This is a genomic window from Ruegeria sp. BJ5 (genome assembly GCF_056537865.1).
Genome location: NZ_JBQFSH010000002.1, coordinates 470,145 through 494,882 on the forward strand (window position 1 = coordinate 470,145; position 24,738 = coordinate 494,882).

18 protein-coding genes are annotated in these 24,738 nt (G+C 62.1%); 9 read left to right on the forward strand and 9 right to left on the reverse strand.

Annotated features, from left to right (window positions below):
• Nucleotides 1–1,233 carry a mandelate racemase/muconate lactonizing enzyme family protein gene (locus ACR0NY_RS09845; RefSeq protein ID WP_170367873.1) on the forward strand — a complete coding sequence of 411 codons (1,233 nt, stop codon included), beginning with the start codon at nt 1–3 and terminating at the stop codon, nt 1,231–1,233.
• 115 nt (nt 1,234–1,348) lie between these two features.
• Nucleotides 1,349–1,636 carry an ArsR/SmtB family transcription factor gene (locus ACR0NY_RS09850; RefSeq protein WP_170340532.1) on the forward strand — a complete coding sequence of 96 codons (288 nt, stop codon included), beginning with the start codon at nt 1,349–1,351 and terminating at the stop codon, nt 1,634–1,636.
• A 5-nt stretch (nt 1,637–1,641) separates the two neighbouring features.
• Here ACR0NY_RS09850 and ACR0NY_RS09855 read toward each other — a convergent pair whose 3' ends face one another.
• Nucleotides 1,642–4,638, reverse strand: a complete 2,997-nt coding sequence (locus tag ACR0NY_RS09855) for a cyclic nucleotide-binding domain-containing protein (RefSeq protein ID WP_170368504.1) — start codon at nt 4,636–4,638, stop codon at nt 1,642–1,644.
• Nucleotides 4,639–4,853: 215 nt separating this feature from the next.
• Between ACR0NY_RS09855 and ACR0NY_RS09860 the strand changes: the two genes are divergently transcribed.
• Nucleotides 4,854–5,246, forward strand: coding sequence for a DUF3307 domain-containing protein (locus tag ACR0NY_RS09860; protein ID WP_093964572.1), 393 nt, complete (start codon nt 4,854–4,856; stop codon nt 5,244–5,246).
• Here ACR0NY_RS09860 and ACR0NY_RS09865 read toward each other — a convergent pair whose 3' ends face one another.
• Complete coding sequence (locus ACR0NY_RS09865) at nt 5,247–5,708, reverse strand: Lrp/AsnC family transcriptional regulator (RefSeq protein ID WP_254432876.1); 462 nt, start codon at nt 5,706–5,708, stop codon at nt 5,247–5,249.
• A 138-nt stretch (nt 5,709–5,846) separates the two neighbouring features.
• On the opposite strand from ACR0NY_RS09865, the gene ACR0NY_RS09870 reads away from it, so the two are divergent.
• The gene (locus tag ACR0NY_RS09870) at nt 5,847–9,275 is read left to right on the forward strand and encodes an indolepyruvate ferredoxin oxidoreductase family protein (protein WP_170367871.1); all 3,429 of its coding nucleotides are present in this window, start codon (nt 5,847–5,849) and stop codon (nt 9,273–9,275) included.
• Here the strand turns inward: ACR0NY_RS09870 and ACR0NY_RS09875 are convergent.
• From ACR0NY_RS09875 to ACR0NY_RS09905, 7 genes are all read right to left on the reverse strand, one after another.
• Nucleotides 9,263–9,994, reverse strand: a complete 732-nt coding sequence (locus tag ACR0NY_RS09875) for a hypothetical protein (RefSeq protein ID WP_170367869.1) — start codon at nt 9,992–9,994, stop codon at nt 9,263–9,265. The genes ACR0NY_RS09870 and ACR0NY_RS09875 overlap by 13 nt on opposite strands.
• Nucleotides 9,995–10,048: 54 nt before the next feature.
• Nucleotides 10,049–11,353, reverse strand: coding sequence for an NAD(P)/FAD-dependent oxidoreductase (locus ACR0NY_RS09880; protein WP_170367867.1), 1,305 nt, complete (start codon nt 11,351–11,353; stop codon nt 10,049–10,051).
• On the reverse strand, nt 11,340–12,026 hold the full coding sequence (locus tag ACR0NY_RS09885; RefSeq protein ID WP_170339836.1) for a TetR/AcrR family transcriptional regulator: 687 nt from the start codon (nt 12,024–12,026) through the stop codon (nt 11,340–11,342). Before ACR0NY_RS09885 ends, ACR0NY_RS09880 begins: the two co-directional genes overlap by 14 nt.
• 1 nt (nt 12,027) lies before the next feature.
• The gene (locus ACR0NY_RS09890) at nt 12,028–13,569 is read right to left on the reverse strand and encodes a trimethylamine methyltransferase family protein (protein WP_170339834.1); all 1,542 of its coding nucleotides are present in this window, start codon (nt 13,567–13,569) and stop codon (nt 12,028–12,030) included.
• Between the two features lie 2 nt (nt 13,570–13,571).
• Complete coding sequence (locus tag ACR0NY_RS09895) at nt 13,572–15,974, reverse strand: GcvT family protein (RefSeq protein ID WP_170339832.1); 2,403 nt, start codon at nt 15,972–15,974, stop codon at nt 13,572–13,574.
• A 78-nt stretch (nt 15,975–16,052) separates the two neighbouring features.
• Nucleotides 16,053–16,682, reverse strand: a complete 630-nt coding sequence (locus ACR0NY_RS09900) for a glutathione S-transferase family protein (protein ID WP_170339831.1) — start codon at nt 16,680–16,682, stop codon at nt 16,053–16,055.
• A 92-nt stretch (nt 16,683–16,774) separates the two neighbouring features.
• Complete coding sequence (locus tag ACR0NY_RS09905; protein ID WP_170339829.1) at nt 16,775–17,272, reverse strand: class I SAM-dependent methyltransferase; 498 nt, start codon at nt 17,270–17,272, stop codon at nt 16,775–16,777.
• Between the two features lie 230 nt (nt 17,273–17,502).
• On the opposite strand from ACR0NY_RS09905, the gene ACR0NY_RS09910 reads away from it, so the two are divergent.
• Genes ACR0NY_RS09910 through ACR0NY_RS09930 form a run of 5 tightly spaced genes read left to right on the forward strand, consistent with a single transcriptional unit; the run spans nt 17,503 to nt 24,720 of the window.
• Nucleotides 17,503–19,275 (forward strand): ABC transporter ATP-binding protein, encoded by a 1,773-nt coding sequence (locus ACR0NY_RS09910; protein ID WP_170367865.1) that lies wholly within the window; start codon nt 17,503–17,505, stop codon nt 19,273–19,275.
• Nucleotides 19,268–21,181 (forward strand): ABC transporter substrate-binding protein, encoded by a 1,914-nt coding sequence (locus ACR0NY_RS09915; RefSeq protein WP_170339825.1) that lies wholly within the window; start codon nt 19,268–19,270, stop codon nt 21,179–21,181. The genes ACR0NY_RS09910 and ACR0NY_RS09915 overlap by 8 nt, the downstream gene beginning before the upstream one ends.
• Nucleotides 21,182–21,194: 13 nt before the next feature.
• On the forward strand, nt 21,195–22,223 hold the full coding sequence (locus ACR0NY_RS09920; RefSeq protein WP_093964561.1) for an ABC transporter permease: 1,029 nt from the start codon (nt 21,195–21,197) through the stop codon (nt 22,221–22,223).
• The gene (locus tag ACR0NY_RS09925; RefSeq protein ID WP_170339824.1) at nt 22,220–23,374 is read left to right on the forward strand and encodes an ABC transporter permease; all 1,155 of its coding nucleotides are present in this window, start codon (nt 22,220–22,222) and stop codon (nt 23,372–23,374) included. The genes ACR0NY_RS09920 and ACR0NY_RS09925 overlap by 4 nt, the downstream gene beginning before the upstream one ends.
• Nucleotides 23,371–24,720 (forward strand): CoA transferase, encoded by a 1,350-nt coding sequence (locus tag ACR0NY_RS09930; protein WP_170367863.1) that lies wholly within the window; start codon nt 23,371–23,373, stop codon nt 24,718–24,720. The genes ACR0NY_RS09925 and ACR0NY_RS09930 overlap by 4 nt, the downstream gene beginning before the upstream one ends.
• The last annotated feature ends 18 nt before the right edge of the window (nt 24,721–24,738 follow it).

A 24,738-nucleotide genomic window follows, 5' to 3' on the forward strand; every position in this document is an offset into this window, starting at 1 on the left:
ATGAAACTGCAGGATCTCGACATCATCGTGACCGCCCCGCCCGCGCCGGGCTGGGGTGGGCGCTATTGGATTCTGGTGAAAGTCACCACCGATACCGGCATCACGGGTTGGGGCGAGTGTTATGCCTCCTCGGTCGGTCCCGAGGCGATGAAACACGTCATCCGTGACGTCTTCGACCGCCACATGGCCGGCGAAAACCCCGAGAATATCGAGCTGATGTTCCGCCGCGCCTATTCCAGCGGCTTCACCCAGCGCCCCGACTTGACGGTGATGGGCGCATTCTCGGGGCTGGAAATCGCGTGTTGGGACATTCTGGGCAAGGACCGGGACCGCCCGGTATACGCTTTGATCGGCGGCCGGATGAACGACCGCATCCGCGCCTACACCTATCTGTACCCGCTGCCGCAGCACAATCTGACCGATTTCTGGACCTCGCCCGAACAGGCCGGGGAAAGCGCCGCCGAAATGGTCCGGCGCGGCTTTACCGCAGTCAAGTTCGACCCGGCGGGCCCCTACACGATGCGCGGCGGGCATATGCCGGCCATGTCCGACATCTCGATGTCGGTGGCCTTCTGCAAGGCGATCCGTGACGCCGTAGGCGACAAGGCCGACCTGCTGTTCGGCACCCATGGCCAGTTCAACACTGCCGGCGCCATCCGCCTTGGGCAGGCGATCGAGCCTTTCTCGCCGCTGTGGTTCGAGGAGCCCACCCCCCCGGACATGATCGAGGACATGGCCCGCGTCGCCCGCAATGTCCGCATCCCAGTGGCCACGGGCGAGCGGATGACCACCAAGGCCGAATTCGGCGCGGTTCTGCGCGCCGGCGCGGCCGAAATCCTGCAGCCCGCCTTGGGTCGGGCCGGTGGGATCTGGGAGATGAAGAAGGTCGCCGCCATGGCCGAGGTCTTCAATGCGCAGATGGCGCCGCATCTCTATGCCGGGCCGGTGGAATGGGCCGCCAACATCCATCTCGCGGCCTCGATCCCAAACCTGCTGCTGCTCGAGACCATCGAAACGCCGTTTCATGACCAGCTGATCAAGGGCTCGATCCGGGTCGAGAACGGTTTTGTCGAGCCGCCTTCGGCCCCCGGCCTGGGCATCGAGGTCGACGAGGATCTGGCCCGCGCCCACCCCTTTTCCGGCGACGGTCTGCACCTGCATATGCAGGAAGATCCCTGCGACTATGTCAACGGCAATGCGTTTCAGGGCGGAGCCCCGGCAACCGAGGGATGACAATTTCAGACAAGTTGGTGCATACTGCGTCCACCCCTTATCCCCATCCCCAAGGTTCCACGTGACTTTCACTGACGCCGAATTGACGACCCCACAATCCGAATTGCCCTCGGAAATGGAGGAAAGCGCCGCGCAAGCTGCGGCATTCCTCAAGACGCTGGCGCATCAGGGCCGCTTGATGATCCTGTGCCATCTCGCCGCTGGAGAACGCTCGGTGGGCGAGCTTGAAGCCTTGCTCAAGTTGCGCCAGGCCGCGGTCAGCCAGATGCTGGCGCGCCTGCGAACCGAAGGCCTGGTTTCAACCCGCCGAGAGGGCAAGACGATCTACTATTCGCTGCGCGACGGCAAAGCCAAGCAGGTGATCGAGTTGATGCATTCCCTGTTCTGTAGCCCGCAGGCCTGAACCTGTCAGCGTGATACATAGCCTGCGATCACCTGCAACAGCTTGAACGCGGTCGCAGCATCGTTTTCCACCACGGCCAGGAACTCTTCCTCGCCGATACGCAGGCAGGTCAGATCAGTTTCGGCCACCATGCTGAGTGCACGGGGCTCTTTGCGGATCAGGCCCAGTTCGCCCACCAGGGTGCCGCTGCCGACGCGGGTCACCAGCCGATCCTCCTCGGGCGGCTGCGGCAGGTACAGACCCGCTTCGCCGTCGATGATCATGTAGGCACCATCGGTCGGCTGGTCATCCTTGAGGAACACGACTTCGCCGGCCTTTGCCTCGTACCAGCGCGCACCAAAGGCCAGCAGCCGCAGCTGACGACGATCCAGCCCCGAAAACAGCGGCGTCTGTTCCAAGGCACGCAGCTTTCGCGTGAGGTCCGCCGAGGCTGCACTGTCACCTTCGACATCCGACGGAACCTGATCGGACACTACGCGCCCTTGTCGGATCTCGACGAACATGTCGAAAGCGCCGGGGTTCTTGAACTGTTCGTTCAGGTAGATGATCGTGGCGTCCGGAAGCAGCTCTCGCAGGTTCCTGAACACAGCCACCTGCGTGTCCATGCCATAACTCGCCAGTGCGTTTTCCAGTATCAGGATATCCGGCTTCTTGATCGTCGCGCGGGTAAAGGCCAAAGGCTCGGCCAGCGCGGCCGGCAGGTTCTGCCCGCCCAGCGCGACCGGTACATCGTAGATCAGTTCAACCACCAGCGGACGGGCTCCGTTTTCGGTCAGTACGTCTGCGATCACTTTCCGTACCTCGTCCGACCGCGCGCCCCCGATCTGGCTGACCTTGCCAAAAAGCGCATTCTCCATAACCGTCAATCCCGGCGCAAAGGTGGCCGGGTCCAGCGGCTCGAACACGTCGTTCAGGCGCTCCATCAACTTGTCGGAATGGCTGTGCCGCAGTTCGAGGATGCGGTTCTTGAGCTCTTCGGAAAATGCCGGCCCAATCTGTTCAGCCGAGATCACGAAAGGCACGGCCAGCAGGCTGGCCAACTGGTCATCGTCCACCCCTGACGCGCCGGTTTCCCGGGTCTTTTCCACGAGGTCGACAGCAGCTTCGTAGGTGGCGGCCTCGAGTCCCAGCTTGCGGAACAACGGGTGATCCGTCCCGTCCAGACCAAAGATCTGACGCAGCATTTCGATCACGTCACGAGTCAGGCCGACCAGTGTTTCATCCAGACCCAACTCGCGCAACTGCCCGAGGAAAACGGTCTGCCGGGCCAGCAACTCTTGCGTCACCTGCACGCGTGGCACAGCAAACAGCAGGTTTTCGGCAACGGGCAGTGCAGCGTTGTACGTCATGCGGTCGAAAATCAGGGCTTGCGACTCCAGACCGGCCTTTTTGACGGCGTCCTGCACCAAGGGCCGCAGCTCGATCAGCTTGGCAGCAAGGTCGGGGTGCTTTTCAGGATCGAAACCCAACTCGGCCCCGCGTTGGAACAAGATGGGCCCAGAGCCCAGTCCGTCGATCAGCTTCAACCACCAATCGCGCAGCTGCTCGGCCGTTTCGAACCCGGCCAGTGAAGGGTCCAGCCAAGTGGCCCGGAAGGGATCGGGGCTGTTTCCCGCACGCAGCGTTTCAAGGTGGTCCGCGTCCTCCGGTGGAGCGGTCAGAGGCCTGAGCTGCATCGGCATCATCACATTGCCGCCAACGGTTCCCTGGAACATCACCGGTCGCGATGTGGCATGACCGATCCGGGCCGCCACGACGGCCTGGTGCAGCGAGGACAGGTTAACACCCCCGATTTCGACCCGGCCCGAACTTGGCAGGATCTCCCGGGTCAATAGATCCGCCAGGGCCCGGCGGTCCTCTTCGCTGGGGGCCGCGATCCCTATGGTCTTGCCGGCAGGGAAGGTCAGGTTCAGATCATCCAGAACCTGGTTGCCATCCAGATCACGCACCGAGACCTGCTCCAACTCGATCGGGCCATTCAGGTGCGGTCGGCTGTCGGGCTCGCCTTCGAACAGGCTTTCATCCAGCATGCCGCTTGGGGCGAACCGTTCGATGACCACCTCCCAGCGCAGAGACATGTCCTGTGTCTGGTTGTAATAAGTCAGCAGCTCCTTCCAGGGCGAGCTGAGGTCCTTGTAGGCAGCGAGCGCGGCCACGAGAGCACCGAGTGAAACTGACCCCTGCAAAACCAGCAAACCACCGACCAGGTAGAATAGGAACGGAGTCAATTGAGAGATGAAGTTGTTGATGAACTTCATGAAGAATTTTTTCTGGTAGATCTCGAACCGGATGCTGAACAGCCGGGACAGTTGATCTGAAATCAGCGCTCGGCGATGGCGCCAGCCGCCGTTCTGCCGCAGGGTTGCCGCGCCTGCTGCATTCTCGCCGATCTGAGCCGCCAGTACGCGCACCTCTTGGATCCGGCGCTTGTTCAACAGGTTGATCTGGCGCTGCAATCGCGGGATCAGCCAGGCCTGCAATGGGATCAGCGCGACAGCAGCCAATCCGAACCAGACGCTTTGCAGGAATAGAAAGGACAGGATTGTCAGCATCTGCCCCGCCTGAAGGACAGGCTGGCTGATCGCATCGCCCATCAGCCCGCCCATCGGCTCGCTTTCGGCGGTGATCATCGAGACCAGTTCGCCCTGACTGACGCGCTCGAAATAGGGTTGAGGAAACAACAGTGCGCGATTGATCAACTGGTATCTGAACCGGCGCAGCATTCGTTCGCTGAGAACGCCTTTCATCGTGTTGATGCGCATCTTCATCAAACCATGCGCCAACACCGCCGCCAAAAAGGCGAAGCACAAAATTACCAGAAACGTCGTCTGCGACAGACTGTATCCCCAGACATCCACGATCTCGCTGGAGGCGCCGATTGCGTCGTTGATGATGCGTTTGGGCAATTCAAGCGTCAGGTACAGCAGCGGGAACAAAGTTGCCGTCACGGCCAGCAGAACAAGCTGATCACGCTTGGAATACTTCCAAATAAATCCAAAAATTGAACGTTCTATGGCCCCTGCCCCTACTGGTGACCCGAAACTGTTTTGCAGCGATCCTGCCGCGGTCAAAGCAGCACGACGGTACTGCAATCGCGCTTGGATAGGCAAATGGTTTCCAAGGCGAAAACTATTTCGACTTGTGTGAACTAGTTCATTTGCGATCCTGTCTCATAGCCCTTAGTCTGAAGGTCAGGACGATATCGGGAGGGTAGTTTTTGCCTGCTACACTTGGCACTGTGTTGCTTCTGCTGTGTGCACTGCAGATCAAACACATGTTTGCCGATTTCTACCTCCAAACGCCCAAGATGCTGTCTGGGCGGGGGGAGTACCTGCATGTCGGGCGCGCGCAGCATGCTGCGGTGCATGTTGTGGGTTCAGTCGTGGTTTTCCTGATATTCGGCGCGCCGCTTTCGTTCATTCTGATCATTGGTGCGCTTGAGTGGATTGTGCATTTCAATATCGATTTCGCCAAAGCCAGCTATTCCGACAAGAAACAATTGCAACCTGATCAGGCCGCCTTTTGGCGGGCCGCCGGTTTGGATCAATGCCTGCACAACCTCACTTACATCGCGATGGCCTGGGCCTGGGTTGAATTCGTCGCGCGGTAGTCAGAACTCGACCGAACGATTGCGTTTGACCGCGCGCAGAACCACATTCGTCTGCGCACTTGCCACGGCCGGCAAACGAAACAGAAACCTCTCCAAAAAGACGTTGTAGGCGGCAAGATCGAAACACTGCACTCGCAGGTGATAGTCTGCCTGACCGGTCGTTGCGAAACATTCCTGAACTTCCTTGCAGGTTTCGATTGCCCGGATGAACTCCACGATCTTGTCGGGATCATGCCGCGTCAGATGCACATGTACGATCGCCTCGAACCCCAACCCCAGCGCGACCGAGTTCACAACTGCGCCGTAGCGTTCAATGATGCCGACCTCTTCCAATGCGCGCACCCGTCTCCAAAGGGCCGAGGTCGACATCCCGACCGCATCGGCCAGGTCCGCATTCGACACGCGGCTGTCCCTTTGTAGCAGGGTCAGAATCCGGCGATCCCTGTCGTCCAGCTGCATCATTTGGTAAGCCATTTCGTGTTTTTCGTGTTTTTTGGGTAATTCTATCGGAGTTTTATCAGAACCGCGGATCCATTGGTACAACATTTCGTAAGTACCGAACTACAGTTGTTCATCTCAAAGCCAATCCAGGTCCAAGCCATGAGCCGCCACGACAGCAATCTTCGCACTTATCAACTCGCAGACCGGTACGAACAGACCGAGGGTCGCGTGTTCCTGACCGGGACACAGGCGCTGGCGCGTATCCTGATGGATCAGGCGCGGCGCGATCGCGATGCCGGGCTGAACACGGGCGGGTTCGTCTCGGGCTATCGTGGATCGCCCTTGGGCGGGCTCGACCTGGAGCTGTGGCGCGCGCGCGAACGGCTGAAATCCGACCGCATCACCTTCATGCCCGCCGTGAACGAGGATCTGGGCGCAACCGCCGTTCTGGGCGCGCAGCAGGCGACTCTGGACCCGCAGTGCGAATTCGAGGGCATCTTCTCGATGTGGTACGGCAAGGGGCCGGGCGTCGACCGCTCGGGCGATGCGCTGAAGCACGGCAATGCCTATGGCTCGGCCCCCAAGGGCGGCGTGCTGGTCGTGGCCGGTGACGACCACGGCTGCGTCAGTTCCTCCATGCCGCACCAGTCCGACGTGGCCTTCATGGCATGGTTCATGCCTACGCTGAACCCCGCCTCGGTCGAGGAGTATCTGGAATTCGGCGAATACGGCTTTGCGCTGTCGCGGTTTTCCGGCACCTGGGTCGGGTTCAAGGCGATCTCGGAAACCGTCGAAAGCGCCCGCTCGGTCGAGCTGCGCCCCGACCGACAGTTCATCCTGCCCGAGATCGACCTGCCCCCCGGCGGGTTGCATGTGCGCGCCGCCGACCTGCCCTCGCCCGAGATCGAGACCCGCATCCAGCACAAGCTGCGCGCCGTGCGCGCCTTTGCCGAGGCCAATCCGATCGACCAGCGCATCTATGACATCGACCACGCCAAGTTCGGCTTTGTCACCACCGGAAAGGCGCATCTGGACCTGATGGAGGCGCTGCGCCTGCTGGGACTGGACGAGGCCGCCTGCCGCCGTCTGGGCATCGACATCTACAAGGTCGGCATGGTCTGGCCGCTGGCCCGACGCAACGCGCTGCGCTTCGTGAAGGGCAAAGCCGAGGTTCTGGTGGTCGAGGAAAAGCGCGGCATCATCGAAAGCCAGTTCAAGGAATATTTCTATGACTGGCCCGGCGACAAGCCGCACAAGATGGTGGGCAAATACGACAGCCACGGCGAGCCGCTGATCCCCTGGACGGGTGAACTTAGCCCGCTGATGCTGGTGCCGATCGTGGCCGACCGCCTGCACCGGTTTTTCCCCGAAGAGGACCTGCCCGCCAAGGCCAAGGCGCTGACGGACCAGCCGCCGCAACTGATCAACGTGCCCGGTGCGACCCGCACGCCCTATTTCTGCTCGGGCTGTCCGCACAACACCTCGACCAAGGTGCCCGATGATTCGATCGCGGCCAGTGGCATCGGCTGCCACGTCATGGCCTCGTGGATGGATCGCCACACCGTCGGCTATGCCCAGATGGGCGGCGAAGGCGTGCCGCATGTGGTTGCGTCCAAGTTCAACGGCGGAAAGCACATCTTCCAGAACCTCGGCGAAGGCACCTGGTATCACTCGGGCTCGCTGGCGATCCGACAGGCGGTCGCGGCCGGGACCAACATCACCTACAAGATCCTCTACAACGACGCCGTGGCCATGACCGGCGGCCAGCCGGTGGACGGCCCGGTCAGCGTCGCCGGCATCGCCCAGACCTGCCGCGCCGAGGGCGTGGAGCGGATCGCCATCGTGTCTGACGACATCTCGAAGTTCCACCACGCGGATTTCCCGTCGGAAACCACGTTCCACAACCGGGCGGAGCTGGACACCCTGCAGCGCGAACTGCGCGAGATCCCGGGCGTGACCGTTCTGATCTACGAACAGACCTGCGCCACCGAAAAACGCCGCCGCCGCAAGCGCGGCACGATGGAGGACCCCAAGCGGTTCGTCTGGATCAACGATCTGGTCTGCGAAGGCTGTGGCGACTGCTCGGTCGAATCCAACTGCCTGAGCGTCGAGCCGCGCGAAACCCCGCTGGGCCGCAAGCGCAAGATCAATTTGAGCTCGTGCAACAAGGATTTCTCGTGCCTCAACGGATTCTGCCCCAGCTTCGTGACCATCGAAGGCGGCGAACGCCGCAAACGCATTACAAAGCTGGATCTGGGAACACTCGAGGACGGGCTCCCCGACACTACCCTGCCCCGCCTGGACAAACCGTTCGAGTTGCTGGTAACCGGCGTGGGCGGCACAGGCGTGGTGACGGTTGGTGCGCTGATCACGATGGCGGCCCATCTCGAAGGGAAAGGCGCCTCGGTCCTGGATTTCACAGGCTTTGCTCAGAAATTCGGAACCGTTCTCAGCTATATCCGTTTGGGAGACACTCCAAACGCGCTGAACCAGGTCCGCATTGATCAGGGCGCGGCCGATGCGGTGATTGGTTGCGACGTCGTCGTCAGTTCGGCCCCCAAAGCCTCGGCGCATTACCGCAAGGGTACGCGCGTGGTCCTGAACCGGGCTGAAATGCCGACCGGTGATATCGTTCTGCGCCGCGACGCTCAGTTGCAGGCAAATGCCCGTGAACAGGCCATTCAGAACGTGGTCGGGGCTGAAAACCTGTTCGGTTTCGACGCCAACGCGGTGGCGGAAACCCTGCTGGGTGATGCGGTGTTTGCCAATGTGATAATGCTGGGTTTTGCGTGGCAGCACGGTCTTGTGCCGGTATCGCATGTCGCGCTGGGTCAGGCGATTCTGCTGAATGGCGTCGCTGTCGAGAAGAACCGTCTGGCTTTTGCAATCGGGCGCAACATGGCAGTTCGTCCGGACGTTCTGGCGCTGCCTTCCGACGACGTTGGTTCAGAAGAAACACTGGATCAGATGATTGCGCGCCGTACCGCCTACCTGACCGAGTATCAAAGCGCGAAATACGCGCAGGCCTATGCCGATCGTATCGCCACCTTCCGCTCGGCTCTGCCGCAGGCTGACGAGACCCTGCTGCGCAGCGTCGCTCGCAACCTGTTCCGCTTCATGGCCTACAAGGATGAGTTCGAAGTCGCGCGGCTGATGACTTCGGACCATTTCGCGCAGGATCTGGCCAACCAGTTCGAGGGCGATTTTGCGGTCCGCTTCCATATGGCCCCGCCCCTGCTGAGCCGCAGAACGGACGTCCGGGGCCGACCGCTGAAAAAGGCGTTCGGACCTTGGATGCAGCCGGTTCTGCGGGGCCTGTCAAAGATGCGGGCGCTGCGCGGAACAGCTCTCAATCCGTTCGGCTATCACGCCGAAGCGCGCCTGCACCGCGATCTGCTGAATTGGTACCAAGGGCTATTGGACCTTGTTGCGGCCGAGTACGGCGATCGGGATGCCGAAACGTGGCAAAGCATCCTGGCCTGCGCTGACGAGATCCGCGGTTACGGCCCGGTTCGGATACAAGCGGCCGAGACCGCCAGACGAAAGGTCGATGACTTGTTTCGCGTGCCGCGCGCTCAGGCCGCCTGATCCAGCGCCGAGGCCTTGTAGGCCGCAAGCCAAGCCGCATCCAGCCGGTCGACAACGGCTGGATCGAACCGCTCTTCGACCTCCCAATACCGGCCGGATGGCACCACGTAACCTACCTCACACTCGGCTTGAAGCAGGGCATCGACGTGTTCGGTGCTCGGCAGGGCCTCGGAGGTCATTCCGGTATGCGAGACGGACGGATAGACCAGCCGGCTGGGGCCAGAGGACAACCGCACCATATTGCAATCCTGACGCGCCGCCAGCAGCGCCAGCCGTGCCGATTTCGCCTCGAGCGAGCGCAGGGTGACGTCGGCGCGCAAGGGATCGGCTGTTCCCTGGCCGTAGAAATGTGTGTTGCCCGAGCGCGGATAGACCATGTCGCAGCCAAAGAAGGCCATCACCGATGGTTTGAGAGCACCCAGCGCCCAGTACCCGGCGGTAAAGGCCATGGTGCCACCGGCATAGACGAAGCCGCCATACGCGTTCTGGATCGGAACATAATCCTGCGCCGTCACGATGCGCTGCGTCGCTGTCGAACAGTCGGGGCGGTTCTCAGCCGGAAAATCCTCGGGATGGATCAGGAAATCCCAATCTTCGCGGATGCGCCAGGCGTTGTTGATGGCCACGATATGAGTGAACGACCCACGCGCCCAATCCCGCGCCGCCAGCGCCGCAGGCGCACTTCCCAAGATCAGAACTCTGGTGTCATTCTCCGCCATCGCGCCCGCCCTTTCTCAGTGTTTCCCGAGAGCTAGCGCATTTGTCCGGCATGGCTAGCCAAGGACCGAAAAACTGCTCTCGGCGTTGATCGGGCGCCTGCGGGAGTAAAAGCCCGCGTCGATGGTGCGTTTGATATGGGGCAGCTCGAATTGCAGGGGCTGGGCGTCGTGATCCGCCCCGCCCTCGCAATACTCGACCAACGCGGCCATCATCTTGCCCGCGATCGGCGCGTTCTTGTACTGGTTCCCGCTGGTGCCGCAGGCCATGTAAAACCCTGGCAGGCTGGACTTGTCATAGATCGGGATCCAGTCGGTCGAAGCGTCGTACAGATCGACCACACCTCGCGTTCTGGACGGGATGCCCAGGCTGGGAACGCGCTGCGCGTATCGCATGGCCTGCGTCGTCCACTGGTCGGTGAAGTCGTGGTTGTAGCGGACATCGTCCTCGCACCACTGATGCGGGTCGCAGTCCGGGTCTTCCGAGCCGATCAGGATATGGTTGCCATGTTCCGGCCGGCAGTAGCAGGCGATATCGCCGTCCGATACGATGGTTCCCTGACGCTCGAAATCGAACCCTTCCGGCGCGGGAACGTGGACCACCTCCTGCCGCAGCGGGCGGGTTTCGATGGTCATGTCGTCCAGCACACCCGCCATGCGGTTGATGATCGACGATCCCGGCCCGGCCACGTTGATCACCACCGGCGCGTAAATCTCTTCGCCCGAGGCCAGCCTGACGCCTTTGACTCTGCCACCTTCCTGCAAGATTTCGACGACCTCGGCCCCGGTCCGCACCTGCGCGCCGCGCTGCGTGGCCGCTTGCATCAGGTTCTGCGCCGACAGGGCCGGGTCTGTGACATAGCCGGCCTTGGGCCAGAACACCGCCCCCTGCATCCTGCTGCCATTGGGCTGACCGAAGGCTGGGTCGTCCATCCGTTTGGCCGGGGCAAAACTGTCCAGCGAATAGATCGGCAGGCGGTTGAGTATCTGCTCGGTTGCCCATTCCTCGAACGGGCAATCCAACTCGGCGCTGTATTTCATGTGCTTTGACAGGTGGCCGTTGGCCTCGGTCTTCATGACAAGGCACCCAGTCTCGCGGAACTGCGCCAGATCGGCCCCGTTGGGCAGACCCAGATAGTCGGCCCAGTCGCGCCAGTAATGATAGCCCTCCCAAGCAAAGGCGGTGCCGTCGAAGGTGGAGTAATGCATCCGGATGATCGCGCAGGACCCGGCGGTCGAGCCATGCCCCACCTGCGCGTTGCGGTCCAGCGACAGAGTCTTCCAGCCGGCCTTGACCATCTCGAACGCGATGGCCGCGCCGATCACGCCGGTTCCGATGATGATTGCGTCAGGCTGGCTCATGGTCCGCTCCTCCCTCCCAACAGCGCTTGGCATAGGCGCTGAATTCCTCGATTTCCTCGGGACGCGGTTCGACCCCGGTAAAGACGTACAGGTAATGCGGCACCAGAGACAGGCGCGTGGCCAACGGCTCGTTCAACTGCGCCAGATCATAGCCGATCTGCATGTAGTACAGCACGCGCGCGCGGGTCTCGGCCTCGACCGCCTCATAGCCATGACGGGTGAACATGGCTCGCAGCGCGGCCAGGCGGCGCGCATCGGACTGGTCCAGCATCCGCCGCACCTTGCCCGACCGCCGAGCCCAGTCGCGCACGGCAAAGTCCAGCGCCGTGTCGAACAAGGCGGTGTTGACCACGCAGCGATGCACGTTGCAGACGGCGGCGGTGATGGTCTCGGCCGGCGCTTCGGCCTGCGCGATCAGGGCGGCGGTGTTGGTGGCCTGCCAGCGATCCAGCAGCGCATCCAGCAGGTGCTGCCGGGACTTGAAGTACCAGTAAAACGAGGACCGCGACACCGCCATGCGCTCGGCCAGGTTCAGCACCTTGACCTGCTCGACCCCGTCCGAGATCAGCACGTCCATCGCCACGTTCAGCCAGTCGTCGCGCGTGACCTTGACGTTGCCGACCAGAGGCTCGGCCTTGGGGTCGTCACGATGCAGGATGGGTTTGCTGTTCATCTCAACTCTCCGGCGGCGCGCCGCCCTCAGCGGTTCGAAGGGCGATGAAATCACGCATGGCGTCCAGCCCGGGCTGGCCCTGCGCGGGTGGTTCGAAATTGTTCAGAATGTCCCGCCAGACCGCGGTGGCCCGATGGTTCGCATCGAGCGATCCGCGTTCGGTCCAAGTGCCGAAATTGGCATAGTCATGCAGGTGCGGTTCGTAGAACTCGGTAGTGTAGCGCTCCATCGTCTGGCTGGCGGCGAAGAAATGGCTGCCGGGCTCGACCTCGCGCAACGCAGTGTCAAACCCGATCTCGGCCGAACCCGCCTGAGCCCCTGCGCACAGCTCGGCTACCATGTTCAGCACCTCGGCATCGCAGACCAGCTTTTCGAAGGACACGGTCAGCCCCCCTTCCAGCCACCCGGCCGAATGGATGATCACCGTGGCCCCCGCCATCAGGCAACCCCACAGCCCGAACTGATTTTCATTGGCGGCCTGCACGTCATTGGCGTTCGAGGCCGACCCGGCCGCCGACCGCCACGGCAGGCCCAGATGCCGCGCCAGTTGCCCCGCCGCCAGCGAGGCCTGGAAATGCGAGGGCGTGCCAAAGGCCGGGGCGCCGGATTTCATGTCCACGTTGCTGGTGAAGGTGCCATAGCAGACCGGCGCGCCGGGTTTTGCCAGTTGGGTCAGCGTCAGGGCCGCCAGCGCCTCGGCATGGGAGAGGGTGATCGCGCCCGCGACCGTGATCGGCGCCATCGCCCCCATCAGCGTGAACGGCGTGATGATCGACATCTGCCCGTGACGGGCAAAGTCGATCAGCCCCTGCGCCATCGGAATGTCCAGCGTGCGCGGGCTGTTGGTGTTGATGATCGTGTAGCAATGCGGCCGGGCGCGGAACTCGTTGTCGGACAGGCCTCGCGCGACGGCCAGCATCTGGAAACAGTCCATCACCTGCGGCGTCCCGCGCGAGAAGAAGAACGGGAACTTGTCGGTCAACTCCACCTGCGCCTGCGTGGTGAAATAGTGGCGCAGGTGTGTGGGCACGTCCTGCGGCTCGACCTGCGGCGAGATCATCTGGAACACGTCGAAATGATGGGTGAGCTTCAGGAACTCGAGGTAATCCTGCCCGCTGGCCGGGCGGCGGCCGCGCTCCAGATCGGTGGCATTGGGCGCCCCTGCGCCGGGCTGGAACACAAGACTGCCCAGCTCCAGCGTGAAGTCGCGATGCCGCGCCCCGGCCCGGCAGTCGATGGATTTCGGGGCCGAGGATACCGCGGCCTCGACCAGATCACGACCGATGAACACCATCTCGCTGTTTTCATCCACCCGCGCGCCCGCGGCGGCAAACAGGCGCCGCGCCTCGGGCAGCAGAACGTTGACGCCCAGTTCCTCCAGCGTGCGCATAGCAGTTTCGTGCATGTCGGCGATTTGATCGGCGGGAAAGACCTCCATCACCGGAAACGGGTTGCGCAACTGGCGATAGTTCACATCACGGCTCGCGGGCGCGGCCTCCGCGCCCCGGCCCCGCCGACGGCGATCCCTGCCCCGCGCCGCCATGATCAGCCCCGCATCGCCTTGCCCTCAGGGTCATAGGGCGACGGCGCGATCACCCGCGCGGGCCGCTCCACCCCAACCACGTGCACCGACAGTTCGGTGCCCGGCTGCGCCTTGTCGCGGTCCACCAGCGCCATGGCCAGCGACTTGCCGATGTAATGGCCATACCCGCCCGAGGTCACGAAACCCACGCGCTGGTCGCCCGCCCAGACCGGTTCGTACCCGCTGGAATCCGCATCCAGCGCGTCCACCTCGAGAGTCACCTGAACCTGTGCCGGGCCGTTGCCCTCACGCTCGGCCAGTGCCGCTTCCTTGCCGATGAAATCCTTGCTCCAGTCGATCCAGCGGTCCATGCCGGTCATGCCGGGGGTGTAGGCCTGGGTGAACTCGGCCGACCAGATGCCAAAGCTTTTTTCAAGCCGCGTGGACAGCATCGCGTTGAAGCCGCATTCGCGGATACCTTCGCTGGCCCCGGCCTCGAGCAGCGCGCGGCGCAGGGCGATGTGGTCGCCATAGCGACAGTTGATCTCATAACCTTTCTCGCCGGTGACCGACATGCGGGCCACGCGGGCGCGCACGAGGCCGATGTCATAGTCACCGCAACCCATGAATTTCAGGGTTGAAATGTCCTGCTCGGCCAGCTTCTCGACCACCGCCTGCGATTTCGGGCCGACCACGGCAAAGCCGCAGACCTCCTCGCCCAGGTCGCGTACGGTGACCCCGTCGATCCTGTGATCGTCGAACCAGCGCATGTGCCAGGCCCGCAGGTAATAGCTGCCCATGATCCACCAGGTGCCGTCTCCCCAGTTCAGAACCGTCAGGTCGCCCTTGAGCCGCCCGTTCTCGCCCAGCATCGGCGCCAGTTTCGCGCGGCCCGGTCCCGGCAATTTCGAGGCCATCACCTTGTTAAGCCAGATTTCCGCATTCGGCCCCGAAACTTCGAACCGCGAGAACCCGGTGATGTCCATCAGGCCCACGCCTTCGCGGATGGTGCGGCATTCCTCGGCCACCATGTCGAAGGCGTTCGAGCGTTTCAGGGTCGGCGTTTCCTCGAACCCCTTGGGCGCGAAATAGAGCGGTACCTCGAGATCCCAACTGACGCCCCATTTGCAACCCGCTTCGGTCATCGCGTCATGGGCCGGCGACATTTTCAACGGGCGTCCGGCGGGCAGTTGCTCGTTCGGATAGGTCATCACGAAGCGGCGGGAATAGAACTGGCCGGTGGTTTCGCGGATGTAGCGCTTGTTCCGGGCAAAGTCGCCATAGCGCGCCACGTCCATCGGCCAGGCGTCGGCCTCGGGCTCGCCATGGATCATCCATTCGGCCAGCGTCTTGCCAACGCCGCCGCCTTGCAGAAACCCGGCCATCACCGCGCAGGCGGTCCAATAGCCGAGCTTGCCCGGGACCGGACCGACCAGAGGGTTGCCGTCCGGCGAGAAGGTGAAGGCGCCGTTCACCCATGTCTTGATGCCCACGTTCTGGATCGCCGGATAGCGTTCGAACCCCAGCATCAGTTCGTTCTCGATGCGGTCCAGCTGTTCCTGAAACAGCTCCTCGCCATAGTTCCACGGCGCACCGTCCATGGCCCAGTGCTCGTGATCGACCTCGTAGATGCCGACCAGAACACCTTTCTGGTCCTGCCGCATATAGGTGAAGCCCTCGAGATCCACGGTCATCGGCATCTCGAAATCGGCCGCCGCGACCTCGGGCACCGTGTCGGTGATCAGGTAATGGTGCTTCAGCGGAGAGACCGGCAGTTCGACCCCTGCCATGCGCCCCACCTGCTTGGCCCACAGGCCGGCAGCGTTGACCACATGTTCGCAGGTGATCGTGCCCCGGTCGGTCAACACCTGCCAGCCATCGGCGGTCTGGATCAGTTCCTCAACCTTGGTTTCCTCGTAGTATTCCGCCCCGCGCTTTTTGGCTGCGGTGGCATAAGCCTGCACGGTGCCCGTGGTATCAATATAGCCTTCGCGGTCGGCCCACATCGCGCCCAGAATGCCGTCGGTGGACATGATCGGGCAACGTTTCTGCGCCTCTTCCGGGCTCAGCAATTCGCAATCGTCTATGCCGATGGACTGGAAGATGCGGTAATTCGCCTGCAACCACTCCCACCGTTCGGGGGTTCCGGCCAATGTCAGACCACCGGTCATGTGCAGGCCGATATTCTGACCCGATTCCTTCTCGATCTCGCTCAGAAGGTCGATCGTATAGGCCTGCAGCGCCGCCATGTTCGGATCGGCGTTCAGCGCGTGGATGCCCCCCGCCGCATGCCATGACGACCCCGACGCCAGACGCCGGCGTTCCAGCATGACCACATCCGACCAGCCGAACTTGGCCAGATGATACAGAACCGAGGCGCCGACGACGCCGCCCCCGATGACCACAACGCGATACTGCGACTTCATCCCGACCTCCCCTGGACGATTCCCAAAGGACGCTAGGGGCACTGTTCACTTCTGTCTAGACATTTCTGTACAGTGCTGTCAGGCGCTGGCGCTGGGCCGCGCCTGCACGCTGTCGAACCAGGCTCGGGTTGCCGTGTTGCCCTCGGGGATGCGCATCTTGATGACGCGGGCGAAATCCACGAACACGAAGGTCGAAATATCGGCCAGCGAGAACGCCTCGCCCGCGATGAAGGGGCTGTCTTGCAGGCGCTCTTCGAGCAGGTCGAAAAACGCTCCGACGCGCGCGATGCCACGTTCGGCCAGTTCCGGGATCTGCGCGTGGTTCTGCGGGCCTGGGATGGCGCGGTCCTTGAAGGCCGGATGCGTGTTGCGCAGCGCGTCGGCGATGGGCGCCCCGCCCTGCTGTTCGACGATCGCGTTCCACATCAGCACCAGCCCTTTCTCGTCCGGTGTCCGCCCCATCAACGGGGGCTCGGGGAAGCGCGCCTCGAGATAGGCGGCGATGCCGAGGTTCTCGGTCAGAACGGTCCCCTCGTCGGTGACCAGAACCGGGATGGTGGCGCGGGGGTTCACCTTGCGAAACGCCTCGCTCATTTGCTCGCCCTTGGCTATCGAGATGTCGCGGGTTTCGATCTGCAGCCCCTTTTCGGCGATAAACATGCGGGCGCGGCGCGGGTTCGGGGCGGTCGAGCAATCGTAAAACAGCATGGGCGGTCCTTTGCGTGAGCGTCACGCGAAGGTTAGACCGCCCGCCGTGCCGGGATCGAGTCCCCGCGCAAAGTGACCCTGCGGAACGCCGCTCAGCGCCGATAGATGAAGCAGCGACCCGGAACCGCGTCTTCGGGAAGGGGTTGTTCCGTCAGCATTTCGAAATACATCCGGTCGCTCGAGACCATCAGCCCGCCCTTGGCCAGCAGCGGTTCGATCAGGGGTGACACAAAGCGGGCGAAAGCGTCGTTCTTTTCGCGGTTGTGACCGCCCAGATCGGCATGAATCACGCTGGCAGTTGCGCCGAACCGATCAAGCGCGGCGGGCAGAGTCTCGCGCACGTCGCCCAGGATCAGGCGATCTTCGGGCGGAGTGGAATCGGGGTGCGAGGCCACAGCGCGCTCGAACACATAGACGGGTCGGTTCCGGACCCGGTTCATCATGTGATGATAGGTACGCCCGTTGCCCAGACCCAGTTCGAACACCGGACCGGCCAAGTCTGCCGTGTCGGCGATCGCGAAATCCAGACATGCCCGCTGCGAGACCATGCGATCAATGAACAGATCCAGTCGGCTTTGCGCGTCGGACATTGCGAAATATCTCCCTGATACCTTAACGACCACCAATCATGGTCAATCGCGGCTTTGATGACAAAAACTCAAGACTTTGTGTAGGCACAATGCACTGTTCGTCACGTTTCCGCGACATTTCAGCCCAAGAAGGTATTTGACTAGTCGCCCCCAAGCGCGCGAAACTGCGACAAAAAACCAGGGAGTTCAAAACCAATGTCACGCGGTGGCCACACGGGTGGAAAGCCCGAATGACGGCCTTGTTGTCTGTCCGAGATCTGACCATCGGTTTCGGCGCCGGGGAGCCCGTCGTCAGAGATGTGAATTTCGATGTCGAGGCCGGGCAAACGCTGGCATTGGTCGGGGAATCCGGGTCGGGCAAGACGATCTCTTGCCGGGCGGTGCTGCGCATTCTGCCCAGGACAGCCCAGATCCGCAGCGGCGTAATGCAGCTGAACACTTCCAAGGGCAGCGTCGCGCTGTCCGAAATTTCCGAACGTGAGATGCGTGGCATCCGCGGCAATCGAATTTCGATGATCTTTCAAGAGCCTATGCGGTCGCTTTCTCCGTTGCACAAGATCGGCAACCAAGTCAGCGAGGTTCTGTGGCTCCATCGGGGCGCCTCCGAGTCTGAGGCTCGCAAGGAAGTGCTGTCGCAGTTCGAACGCGTGGGCTTTCCCGATCCGGCTCGTGCCTATGACTCGTATCCCTTCGAACTTTCGGGTGGGATGCGTCAACGCGCGATGATCGCGATGGCGATGGTGTCCAAACCGGAACTGCTGATTGCCGACGAACCAACAACTGCACTGGATGTGACGACCCAGGCTCAGGTGCTGGGCCTTATCAAGGATCTACAGAAAGAAACTGGTATGGCGCTGGTTCTGGTGACGCATGACCTGGGCGTGGTCGCCAATATGGCCGAACAGGTCGTCGTCATGCACAAAGGCCGGGTGATGGAGGCGGGTTCGGCCGAGCTGATCCTGAATGCTCCGGCCCATCCCTATACCCGCCAGCTGTTTGATGCGGCACCCGAGATCCCGGACAAGGAAGCCGTGGGAATCCCGATGCCGAACGAGGATCTGATCCTCGACATGAAGGATGTGTGCAAGACCTACACGATGCGGTCGTCGCGCGGTTGGAAAGCGGACAAGCTGATTTATGCCTGCCGGGGCGTCGACCTGAAACTGGCCCGCGGCAAGACGCTGGCCGTAGTCGGTGAAAGCGGATCGGGCAAAACCACCGCGGCCCGGATTGCGCTGGGGGCCGAGCTGCCAGACCCGGGCGGCGAGGTGCTTTTTCGAGCCGCGCCGGGCGAAAACCCGATCCGCGTCCACCAGATGACCCGCGAGGAGCGCAAGGCGTTTCAGCGCAAGGCTCAGATGGTGTTTCAGGATCCCTACAGTTCTCTGAGCCCGCGCATGCGCATTCAGGATGCGATGACCGAACCGCTGGAGATCCACAATATCGGCACGACGGCCGAACGCCGCGACAAAGCCGCTGAGATGCTTGAACGTGTGGGACTGAACGCCGGGATGCTCAAACGCTACCCGCACGCTTTTTCCGGCGGTCAACGCCAACGCCTGTCAATCGCCCGTGCGATGATGCTGGATCCGTCCCTGATCGTCTGCGACGAGCCGACATCAGCTTTGGATGTTTCGGTCCAGGAACAGATCCTGACCCTTCTGGAGAGACTGCAGGACAGTCTGAACCTTTCCTATCTTTTCATTTCTCACGATCTGGCCGTGGTCGCCCGCATCGCGGACGAGGTCGCGGTCATGCGCCAAGGGCTGGTCGTCGAACAGGCTCCGCCCGAGACCTTGTTCTACAACCCGCGCCACCCCTACACCAAGGCCCTGATTGCCGCACAACCCGAACCCGATATCAATCGTCCCATCGATCTGAAACTGGTCGCCCTTGGCGCCGGCTCCCCGGACAGTTGGGATGACGCCTTTAGATTCTCTGACACCATGATACCTTCACTCGTGGAAATGGAGCCCGGCCATAAGGTACGTTGCCATGTTTAAGACCACTCGATTCAAGTTTCTGGCCGCCGCGCTGACGCTGGGCGCGGCCCTGCCCGCCTGGGCCGACACCCTTCCCGACCTGCAGGAAAGCACCTTCTGGAAAGCCGAGGTGGACATCGGAAACCTGCCCCCGGTGCAAGATCGCATCCCGCAGGAACCGCTGATCGTCGACCTGTCTTCGAAAGGGCGCGAATTCGGCAAACAGGGCGGAACCTTGCGCACGATGGTCACCCGGTCCAAGGATATCCGGCAGATGGTGGTCTATGGCTACGCCCGACTGGTGGGCTTCGATGCCCAGTACAACCTGGTCCCCGATCTGCTGGCGTCTTACGACAACGACGAAAACCGCAAGTACACACTGCACCTGCGCAAGGGGCACAAATGGTCGGACGGCACACCGTTCACCTCGGAAGACTTCCGATACTGGTGGGAAGACGTGGCCAACAACGAGCTTCTCAGCCCGTCCGGCCCCCCTGATTTCCTGCGGGTTGAGGGCAAGCTCCCCACGGTCACGTTCCCGGACGAAACGACGGTGATCTACGAATGGGACGACCCGAACCCAAACTTTCTGGCCTCACTGGCGCAGGCGCGACCGCCATTCATCTACCGCCCTGCTGCGTTCCTGAAGCGTTATCACGAGAAATATGCCGACAAGGAAAAACTGGACTTCGAGGTCAGTGACGCACGTGTCAAAAGCTGGGCTGCCCTGCACAACAAGTTGGACAACCTCTACAAGTACGACAATCACGAACTGCCCACTCTGCAGCCTTGGCTGAACGCCAGCTCGGGCAAGAAGATCCGGCACAATTTCGTCCGCAACCCATATTACCACCGCATCGACTCGAAGGGTTTGCAACTGCCATACATCGACGTAATCGAGATGGAGATCGTGGCTCCCGGCCTGGTGGCGGCCAAGGCCAATGCCGGTGAGACCGACCTGCAGGGTCGTGGGCTTGATTTTCGGGATGCGTCGATCCTGAAAAAGGGCGAAACCAACGGAAATTATAAGACGCTACTCTGGAAAACCGGTGTCGCGTCACAGATCGCGATCTACCCCAACCTGAATTTCGAAGACGAGGTCTGGCGCAATGTGCTGCGCGATGTCCGTGTCCGTCGCGCTCTTTCGCTGGCCATCGACCGGCAGACCATCAACCAGGCGCTGTACTTCAAACTGGCGCATCCGGCCGCCATGTCCGTTCTGCCTGCCTCGCCCTTCTACAGTGAAGAGAACGCGCAGGCCTGGGCGCAATACGACGTCGCACAGGCCAACGCCCTGCTGGACGAGGTCGGGCTGACGCAGCGCGACAAGAACGGCACACGCCTGTTGCCGGACGGCCGCCCCATGGAGCTGGTGATCGAGACGGCCGGGGAACGCCAAGAGGTCGAGAACGCGCTGCAGATCGTGACTGATACCTGGCGGGAAATCGGGGTGAAACTGGTCATGCGACCGCTTGACCGCGACATCCTGCGCAACCGCGTATTCGCCGGCAATACGATGGCTTCGGTCTGGTATGGCTGGGATGATGGCATCCCGCAACTGCATACGTCACCGGTTTACCTGGCCCCGACCGACCAGGTGTTTCTGGCCTGGCCAAAATGGGGGCAGCACTATCAAACCGGCGGCGAAGCCGGCGAGCCGCCCGACCTGCCCGAAGCCCAGCGCTTGCTGGAGTTGAACCACGTCTGGGAACTTGCAAAAACCGAGGATGAACGCCGGGCGGTCTGGGAGGAGATGTTGAAGATACACGCCGACCAGATCTATGGCATCGGAATTCTGAACGGGGCGCCCCAGCCGATCGTGGTTTCAAACCGTCTGCGCAATGTTCCCGAACAGGCCATGTGGGCGTGGGAACCCGGCGCGCATTTCGGAGTGCACCGCCCAGACGAATTCTTTCTCGCCGACTGACAGGAGCGGATAGATGATCATGCTCCGCTACGCGGTGTATCGCTTTTTCACGATGCTGCTGACCCTGTTGGTGGTATCGATGCTGATCTTCGTGATCATCAACCTGCCGCCGGGAGATTATCTCAGCAACCAGATTGCCGAACTGCAAGCTTCGGGGCAGTCGGCCGGTGTGGCCAAGGCGGAATTCCTGCGAAAGGAATACGCTCTGGACCGCCCGATGTGGGAACAATACCTGATCTGGGTCGGCTTCTTTCCCGGCCCTCATGGGTTTGAGGGGTTGCTGCAGGGCAACTACGGCTGGTCCTTTGAATTCGATCGTCCGGTGGCCGACATCGTCGGGGACACGCTGTGGCTGACCGTGGTCGTGAACCTTGCCGCGATCCTGTTCGTCTATGCCGTGGCCTTGCCTCTGGGCGTAATGGCGGCGGCCAAATCGCGGACCTGGGTGGACTATTCGACCGCCTTCGTGGGGTATCTGGGATTGGCGACGCCCAACTTTCTGCTGGCGCTCATCCTGTTCTACTACGGTCACCGTTACCTCGATTTGCCCATCGGCGGGTTGATGGACCCGGTGTACGAGGGGCAACCCATGAGCTGGGACAAGATGAAGTCCATCTTGGTTCATCTGATCGTGCCCACATTCGTGATCGGCACCTCGGGCGCCTCGGCCATGATGCAGCGCCTGCGCGCCAACATGCTGGACGAATTGGGCAAGCCTTATGTTGAAACCGCTATCGCCAAGGGTATGTCGCCGTCGCGGATGCTGACCAAGTACCCGTTGCGTGTGGCCTTCAACCCCTTTGTGGCCGATATTGGCAACCTGCTGCCCTCTATGGTGTCGGGATCGGTTCTGGTTTCGGTGGTGCTGGGTTTGCAGACCATCGGCCCCACGCTGCTGACGGCGCTCAAGACACAGGACCAGTTCCTGTCAGCCTTCATTCTGATGTTCGTGGCACTGCTGACGCTGATCGGCACCATGATCTCCGACATTCTGCTGGTCATGCTTGACCCGCGTATCCGGTACGAGGGGCGCGAAGCATGAGCAAACTTCCCGACGGTCGCTTTGTCGACGACGCTCCCTTCGATCCCGAAGCATCTTTGCAGCAATTGGAGCGCAGGGATCTGGACGCCCCGAATTGGGTTCTGGTCTGGCGCAAGTTCAAGACACACCGGCTGGGTCTGATATCGGGCATTTTCCTGCTGCTGTGCTACCTGATGCTCCCGTTTGCAGGGTTCATCGCGCCTTATGGCCCGAACGAACGAAATGGCGAACATCTCTACGCACCGCCCCAATCGGTGAACTGGTTCCACCAAGGCGAGTTCATCGGGCCGTACGTCTACCCGATCGTGGCCGAGGCCGACCTCGAGACGTTTCAATGGAAATTCGTCCCTGACACCGAGGATCCGCGACCCGTGCGGTTCTTCTGCGAGGCATCCGAGTACAAGCTGGCCGGGCTCATCCGGTCAAACACGCATCTGTTCTGCGCCCCGGAAGGCACGACTCTGTTCCTCTGGGGCTCGGACCGGCTGGGCCGCGATATCTTCAGCCGCATCCTATACGGCGCACAGCTTTCGTTGACCGTTGGCCTGATCGGCATTTCGGTCTCGTTCTTCCTTGGCATCCTCTTCGGGTCGCTGGCCGGCTATTTCGGCGGACGGATCGACTGGGTCATCAACCGCGTGATCGAAATCCTGCGGTCTTTGCCCGAACTCCCCCTGTGGCTGGCACTATCGGCCGCGGTTCCGTCGAACTGGTCGCCTGTTGCGGTGTTCTTCATCATCTCGATCATCCTCGGCATCCTCGACTGGCCCGGGCTGGCCCGATCCGTGCGCGCCAAATTCCTGTCGCTGCGCGAAGAAGAATATGTGCGCGCCGCCGAGATGATGGGTGCCAGTTCCGGCCGGGTAATCCGCAAGCATCTGCTGCCCAACTTCATGTCTCACCTGATTGCCTCGGCCACGCTGTCGATCCCAGCCATGATCCTGGGGGAAACGGCGCTCAGCTTCCTTGGCTTGGGCCTACGGGCACCGGCGGTCAGCTGGGGCGTGATGCTGAACGACGCGCAAAACCTCGCCTCGATCGAGATCTATCCGTGGACGGCCATCCCGATGCTACCGATCATCGTGGTGGTGCTGGCCTTCAATTTCCTGGGTGACGGGCTGCGCGACAGTCTGGACCCTTATCAGCAATGAGCCTGCTGGCTTCGCTTCCACCGTCCGAGGCCTATCAGGTCGCCGGCTCCGGTGCGCTTCCCAGCGCCTTTGCCGTGTCCGAGCTGGCAACAGCCAGCTTTGCAGCCGTGGGCCACGAGCTTGCACGGTTCATGCAGGCCACCAATCTTGTCTCGCTCCCACCAAAGTCATTGGTCGATCACCGCCTCGCGTCGCTGTGGTTCGGGTATTCGTTCAAGCCCGAAGGCTGGGATATGCAAAGCCTCTGGGATCCGATCGCGGGCGACTATCGGGGAGCCGATGGCTGGATCAGGTTGCACACCAACCTCCCCCACCATAGGGAAGCGGCCCTCAAGGTTTTGGCGACCGAGGGGGATCGTGCCGCGGTGACGCAGGCCATCAAGAGCTGGTCGGTCTCGAACCTTGAAACGGATATCGTGGCGCAGGGTGGTGTTGCCGCCGCCATGCGCAGCCGGGCCGAGTGGCTGGACCACCCGCAAGGCCGGGCCGTGACGCGGGATCCGTTGATCGGCTGGCACGGTCCACGCCGGATCACCCTACGCGACAGGCGACAGGCACGCGCGGATCGGCCTTTAGCCGGGCTTCGGGTTCTCGACATGACACGCGTGCTGGCCGGCCCGGTTTCCACCCGAACGCTGGCCGGGTTCGGAGCCGAAGTGCTGCGCATCGACCCACCAGGTTGGGATGAGCCGGGCGTGATCCCCGATATCTCGCTCGGCAAGCGCTGCGCGTATCTGGACCTCAAGACACCCGCCGGCCTGGAAAAGCTGCAAGAGCTGCTGGCGCAAGCGGATGTCTTTGTCCACGGCTACCGTCCCGGTGCGCTGGAGGCCCTGGGCCTGACCAAAGAGGTGCGCGATACGGTCGCTCCAAACCGGGTCGAAGTTACGCTGGATGCCTATGGTTGGCAGGGACCCTGGGCCACCCGTCGCGGATTTGACAGCCTCGTCCAGATGAGCGCAGGAATCGCTGACGCCGGCCGCGTTTGGGCCGGAGCGGACAAGCCCACACCGTTGCCTGTTCAGGCACTTGACCATGCCACCGGCTATTTGATGGCCGCCGCTGTCCTGTCGGCCCTGACAGAAGCGGCTTCGGGGCATTCGATCATGGATGGGCGCCTGTCGCTTGCCCGTACTGCCGAGTTACTGGCCAGCCTCGCGAAATCCGGGACAGGCGACCCGATCACCGCTGCCGAACCCGGGGACTACGCATCCCGATCAGAAGAGTCCGGCTGGGGTCCCGGCAAACGGTTGAACCCCGCGCTCAGCGTCGGTGAGGCAAAGATGCACTGGCCCGTCCCGGCATCCCGGCTCGGCACGTCCGATCCCACGTGGCAAACCACCTGAACAAAGACCAAACCGCCG

Excerpts from the sequence above, each read along its gene's own strand:
- ACR0NY_RS09880 (WP_170367867.1), bottom strand. The coding sequence starts at position 11,353 with ATGAGCCAGCCTGACGCAATCATCATCGGAACCGGCGTGATCGGCGCG.
- ACR0NY_RS09895 (WP_170339832.1), bottom strand. The coding sequence starts at position 15,974 with ATGAAGTCGCAGTATCGCGTTGTGGTCATCGGGGGCGGCGTCGTCGGC.
- ACR0NY_RS09865 (WP_254432876.1), bottom strand. The coding sequence starts at position 5,708 with ATGATGCAGCTGGACGACAGGGATCGCCGGATTCTGACCCTGCTACAA.
- ACR0NY_RS09925 (WP_170339824.1), top strand. The coding sequence starts at position 22,220 with ATGAGCAAACTTCCCGACGGTCGCTTTGTCGACGACGCTCCCTTCGAT.
- ACR0NY_RS09850 (WP_170340532.1), top strand. The coding sequence starts at position 1,349 with ATGGAGGAAAGCGCCGCGCAAGCTGCGGCATTCCTCAAGACGCTGGCG.
- ACR0NY_RS09920 (WP_093964561.1), top strand. The coding sequence starts at position 21,195 with ATGATCATGCTCCGCTACGCGGTGTATCGCTTTTTCACGATGCTGCTG.
- ACR0NY_RS09875 (WP_170367869.1), bottom strand. The coding sequence starts at position 9,994 with ATGGCGGAGAATGACACCAGAGTTCTGATCTTGGGAAGTGCGCCTGCG.
- ACR0NY_RS09910 (WP_170367865.1), top strand. The coding sequence starts at position 17,503 with ATGACGGCCTTGTTGTCTGTCCGAGATCTGACCATCGGTTTCGGCGCC.
- ACR0NY_RS09870 (WP_170367871.1), top strand. The coding sequence starts at position 5,847 with ATGAGCCGCCACGACAGCAATCTTCGCACTTATCAACTCGCAGACCGG.
- ACR0NY_RS09930 (WP_170367863.1), top strand. The coding sequence starts at position 23,371 with ATGAGCCTGCTGGCTTCGCTTCCACCGTCCGAGGCCTATCAGGTCGCC.
- ACR0NY_RS09905 (WP_170339829.1), bottom strand. The coding sequence starts at position 17,272 with ATGTCCGACGCGCAAAGCCGACTGGATCTGTTCATTGATCGCATGGTC.
- ACR0NY_RS09845 (WP_170367873.1), top strand. The coding sequence starts at position 1 with ATGAAACTGCAGGATCTCGACATCATCGTGACCGCCCCGCCCGCGCCG.
- ACR0NY_RS09890 (WP_170339834.1), bottom strand. The coding sequence starts at position 13,569 with ATGGCGGCGCGGGGCAGGGATCGCCGTCGGCGGGGCCGGGGCGCGGAG.
- ACR0NY_RS09915 (WP_170339825.1), top strand. The coding sequence starts at position 19,268 with ATGTTTAAGACCACTCGATTCAAGTTTCTGGCCGCCGCGCTGACGCTG.
- ACR0NY_RS09885 (WP_170339836.1), bottom strand. The coding sequence starts at position 12,026 with ATGAACAGCAAACCCATCCTGCATCGTGACGACCCCAAGGCCGAGCCT.
- ACR0NY_RS09900 (WP_170339831.1), bottom strand. The coding sequence starts at position 16,682 with ATGCTGTTTTACGATTGCTCGACCGCCCCGAACCCGCGCCGCGCCCGC.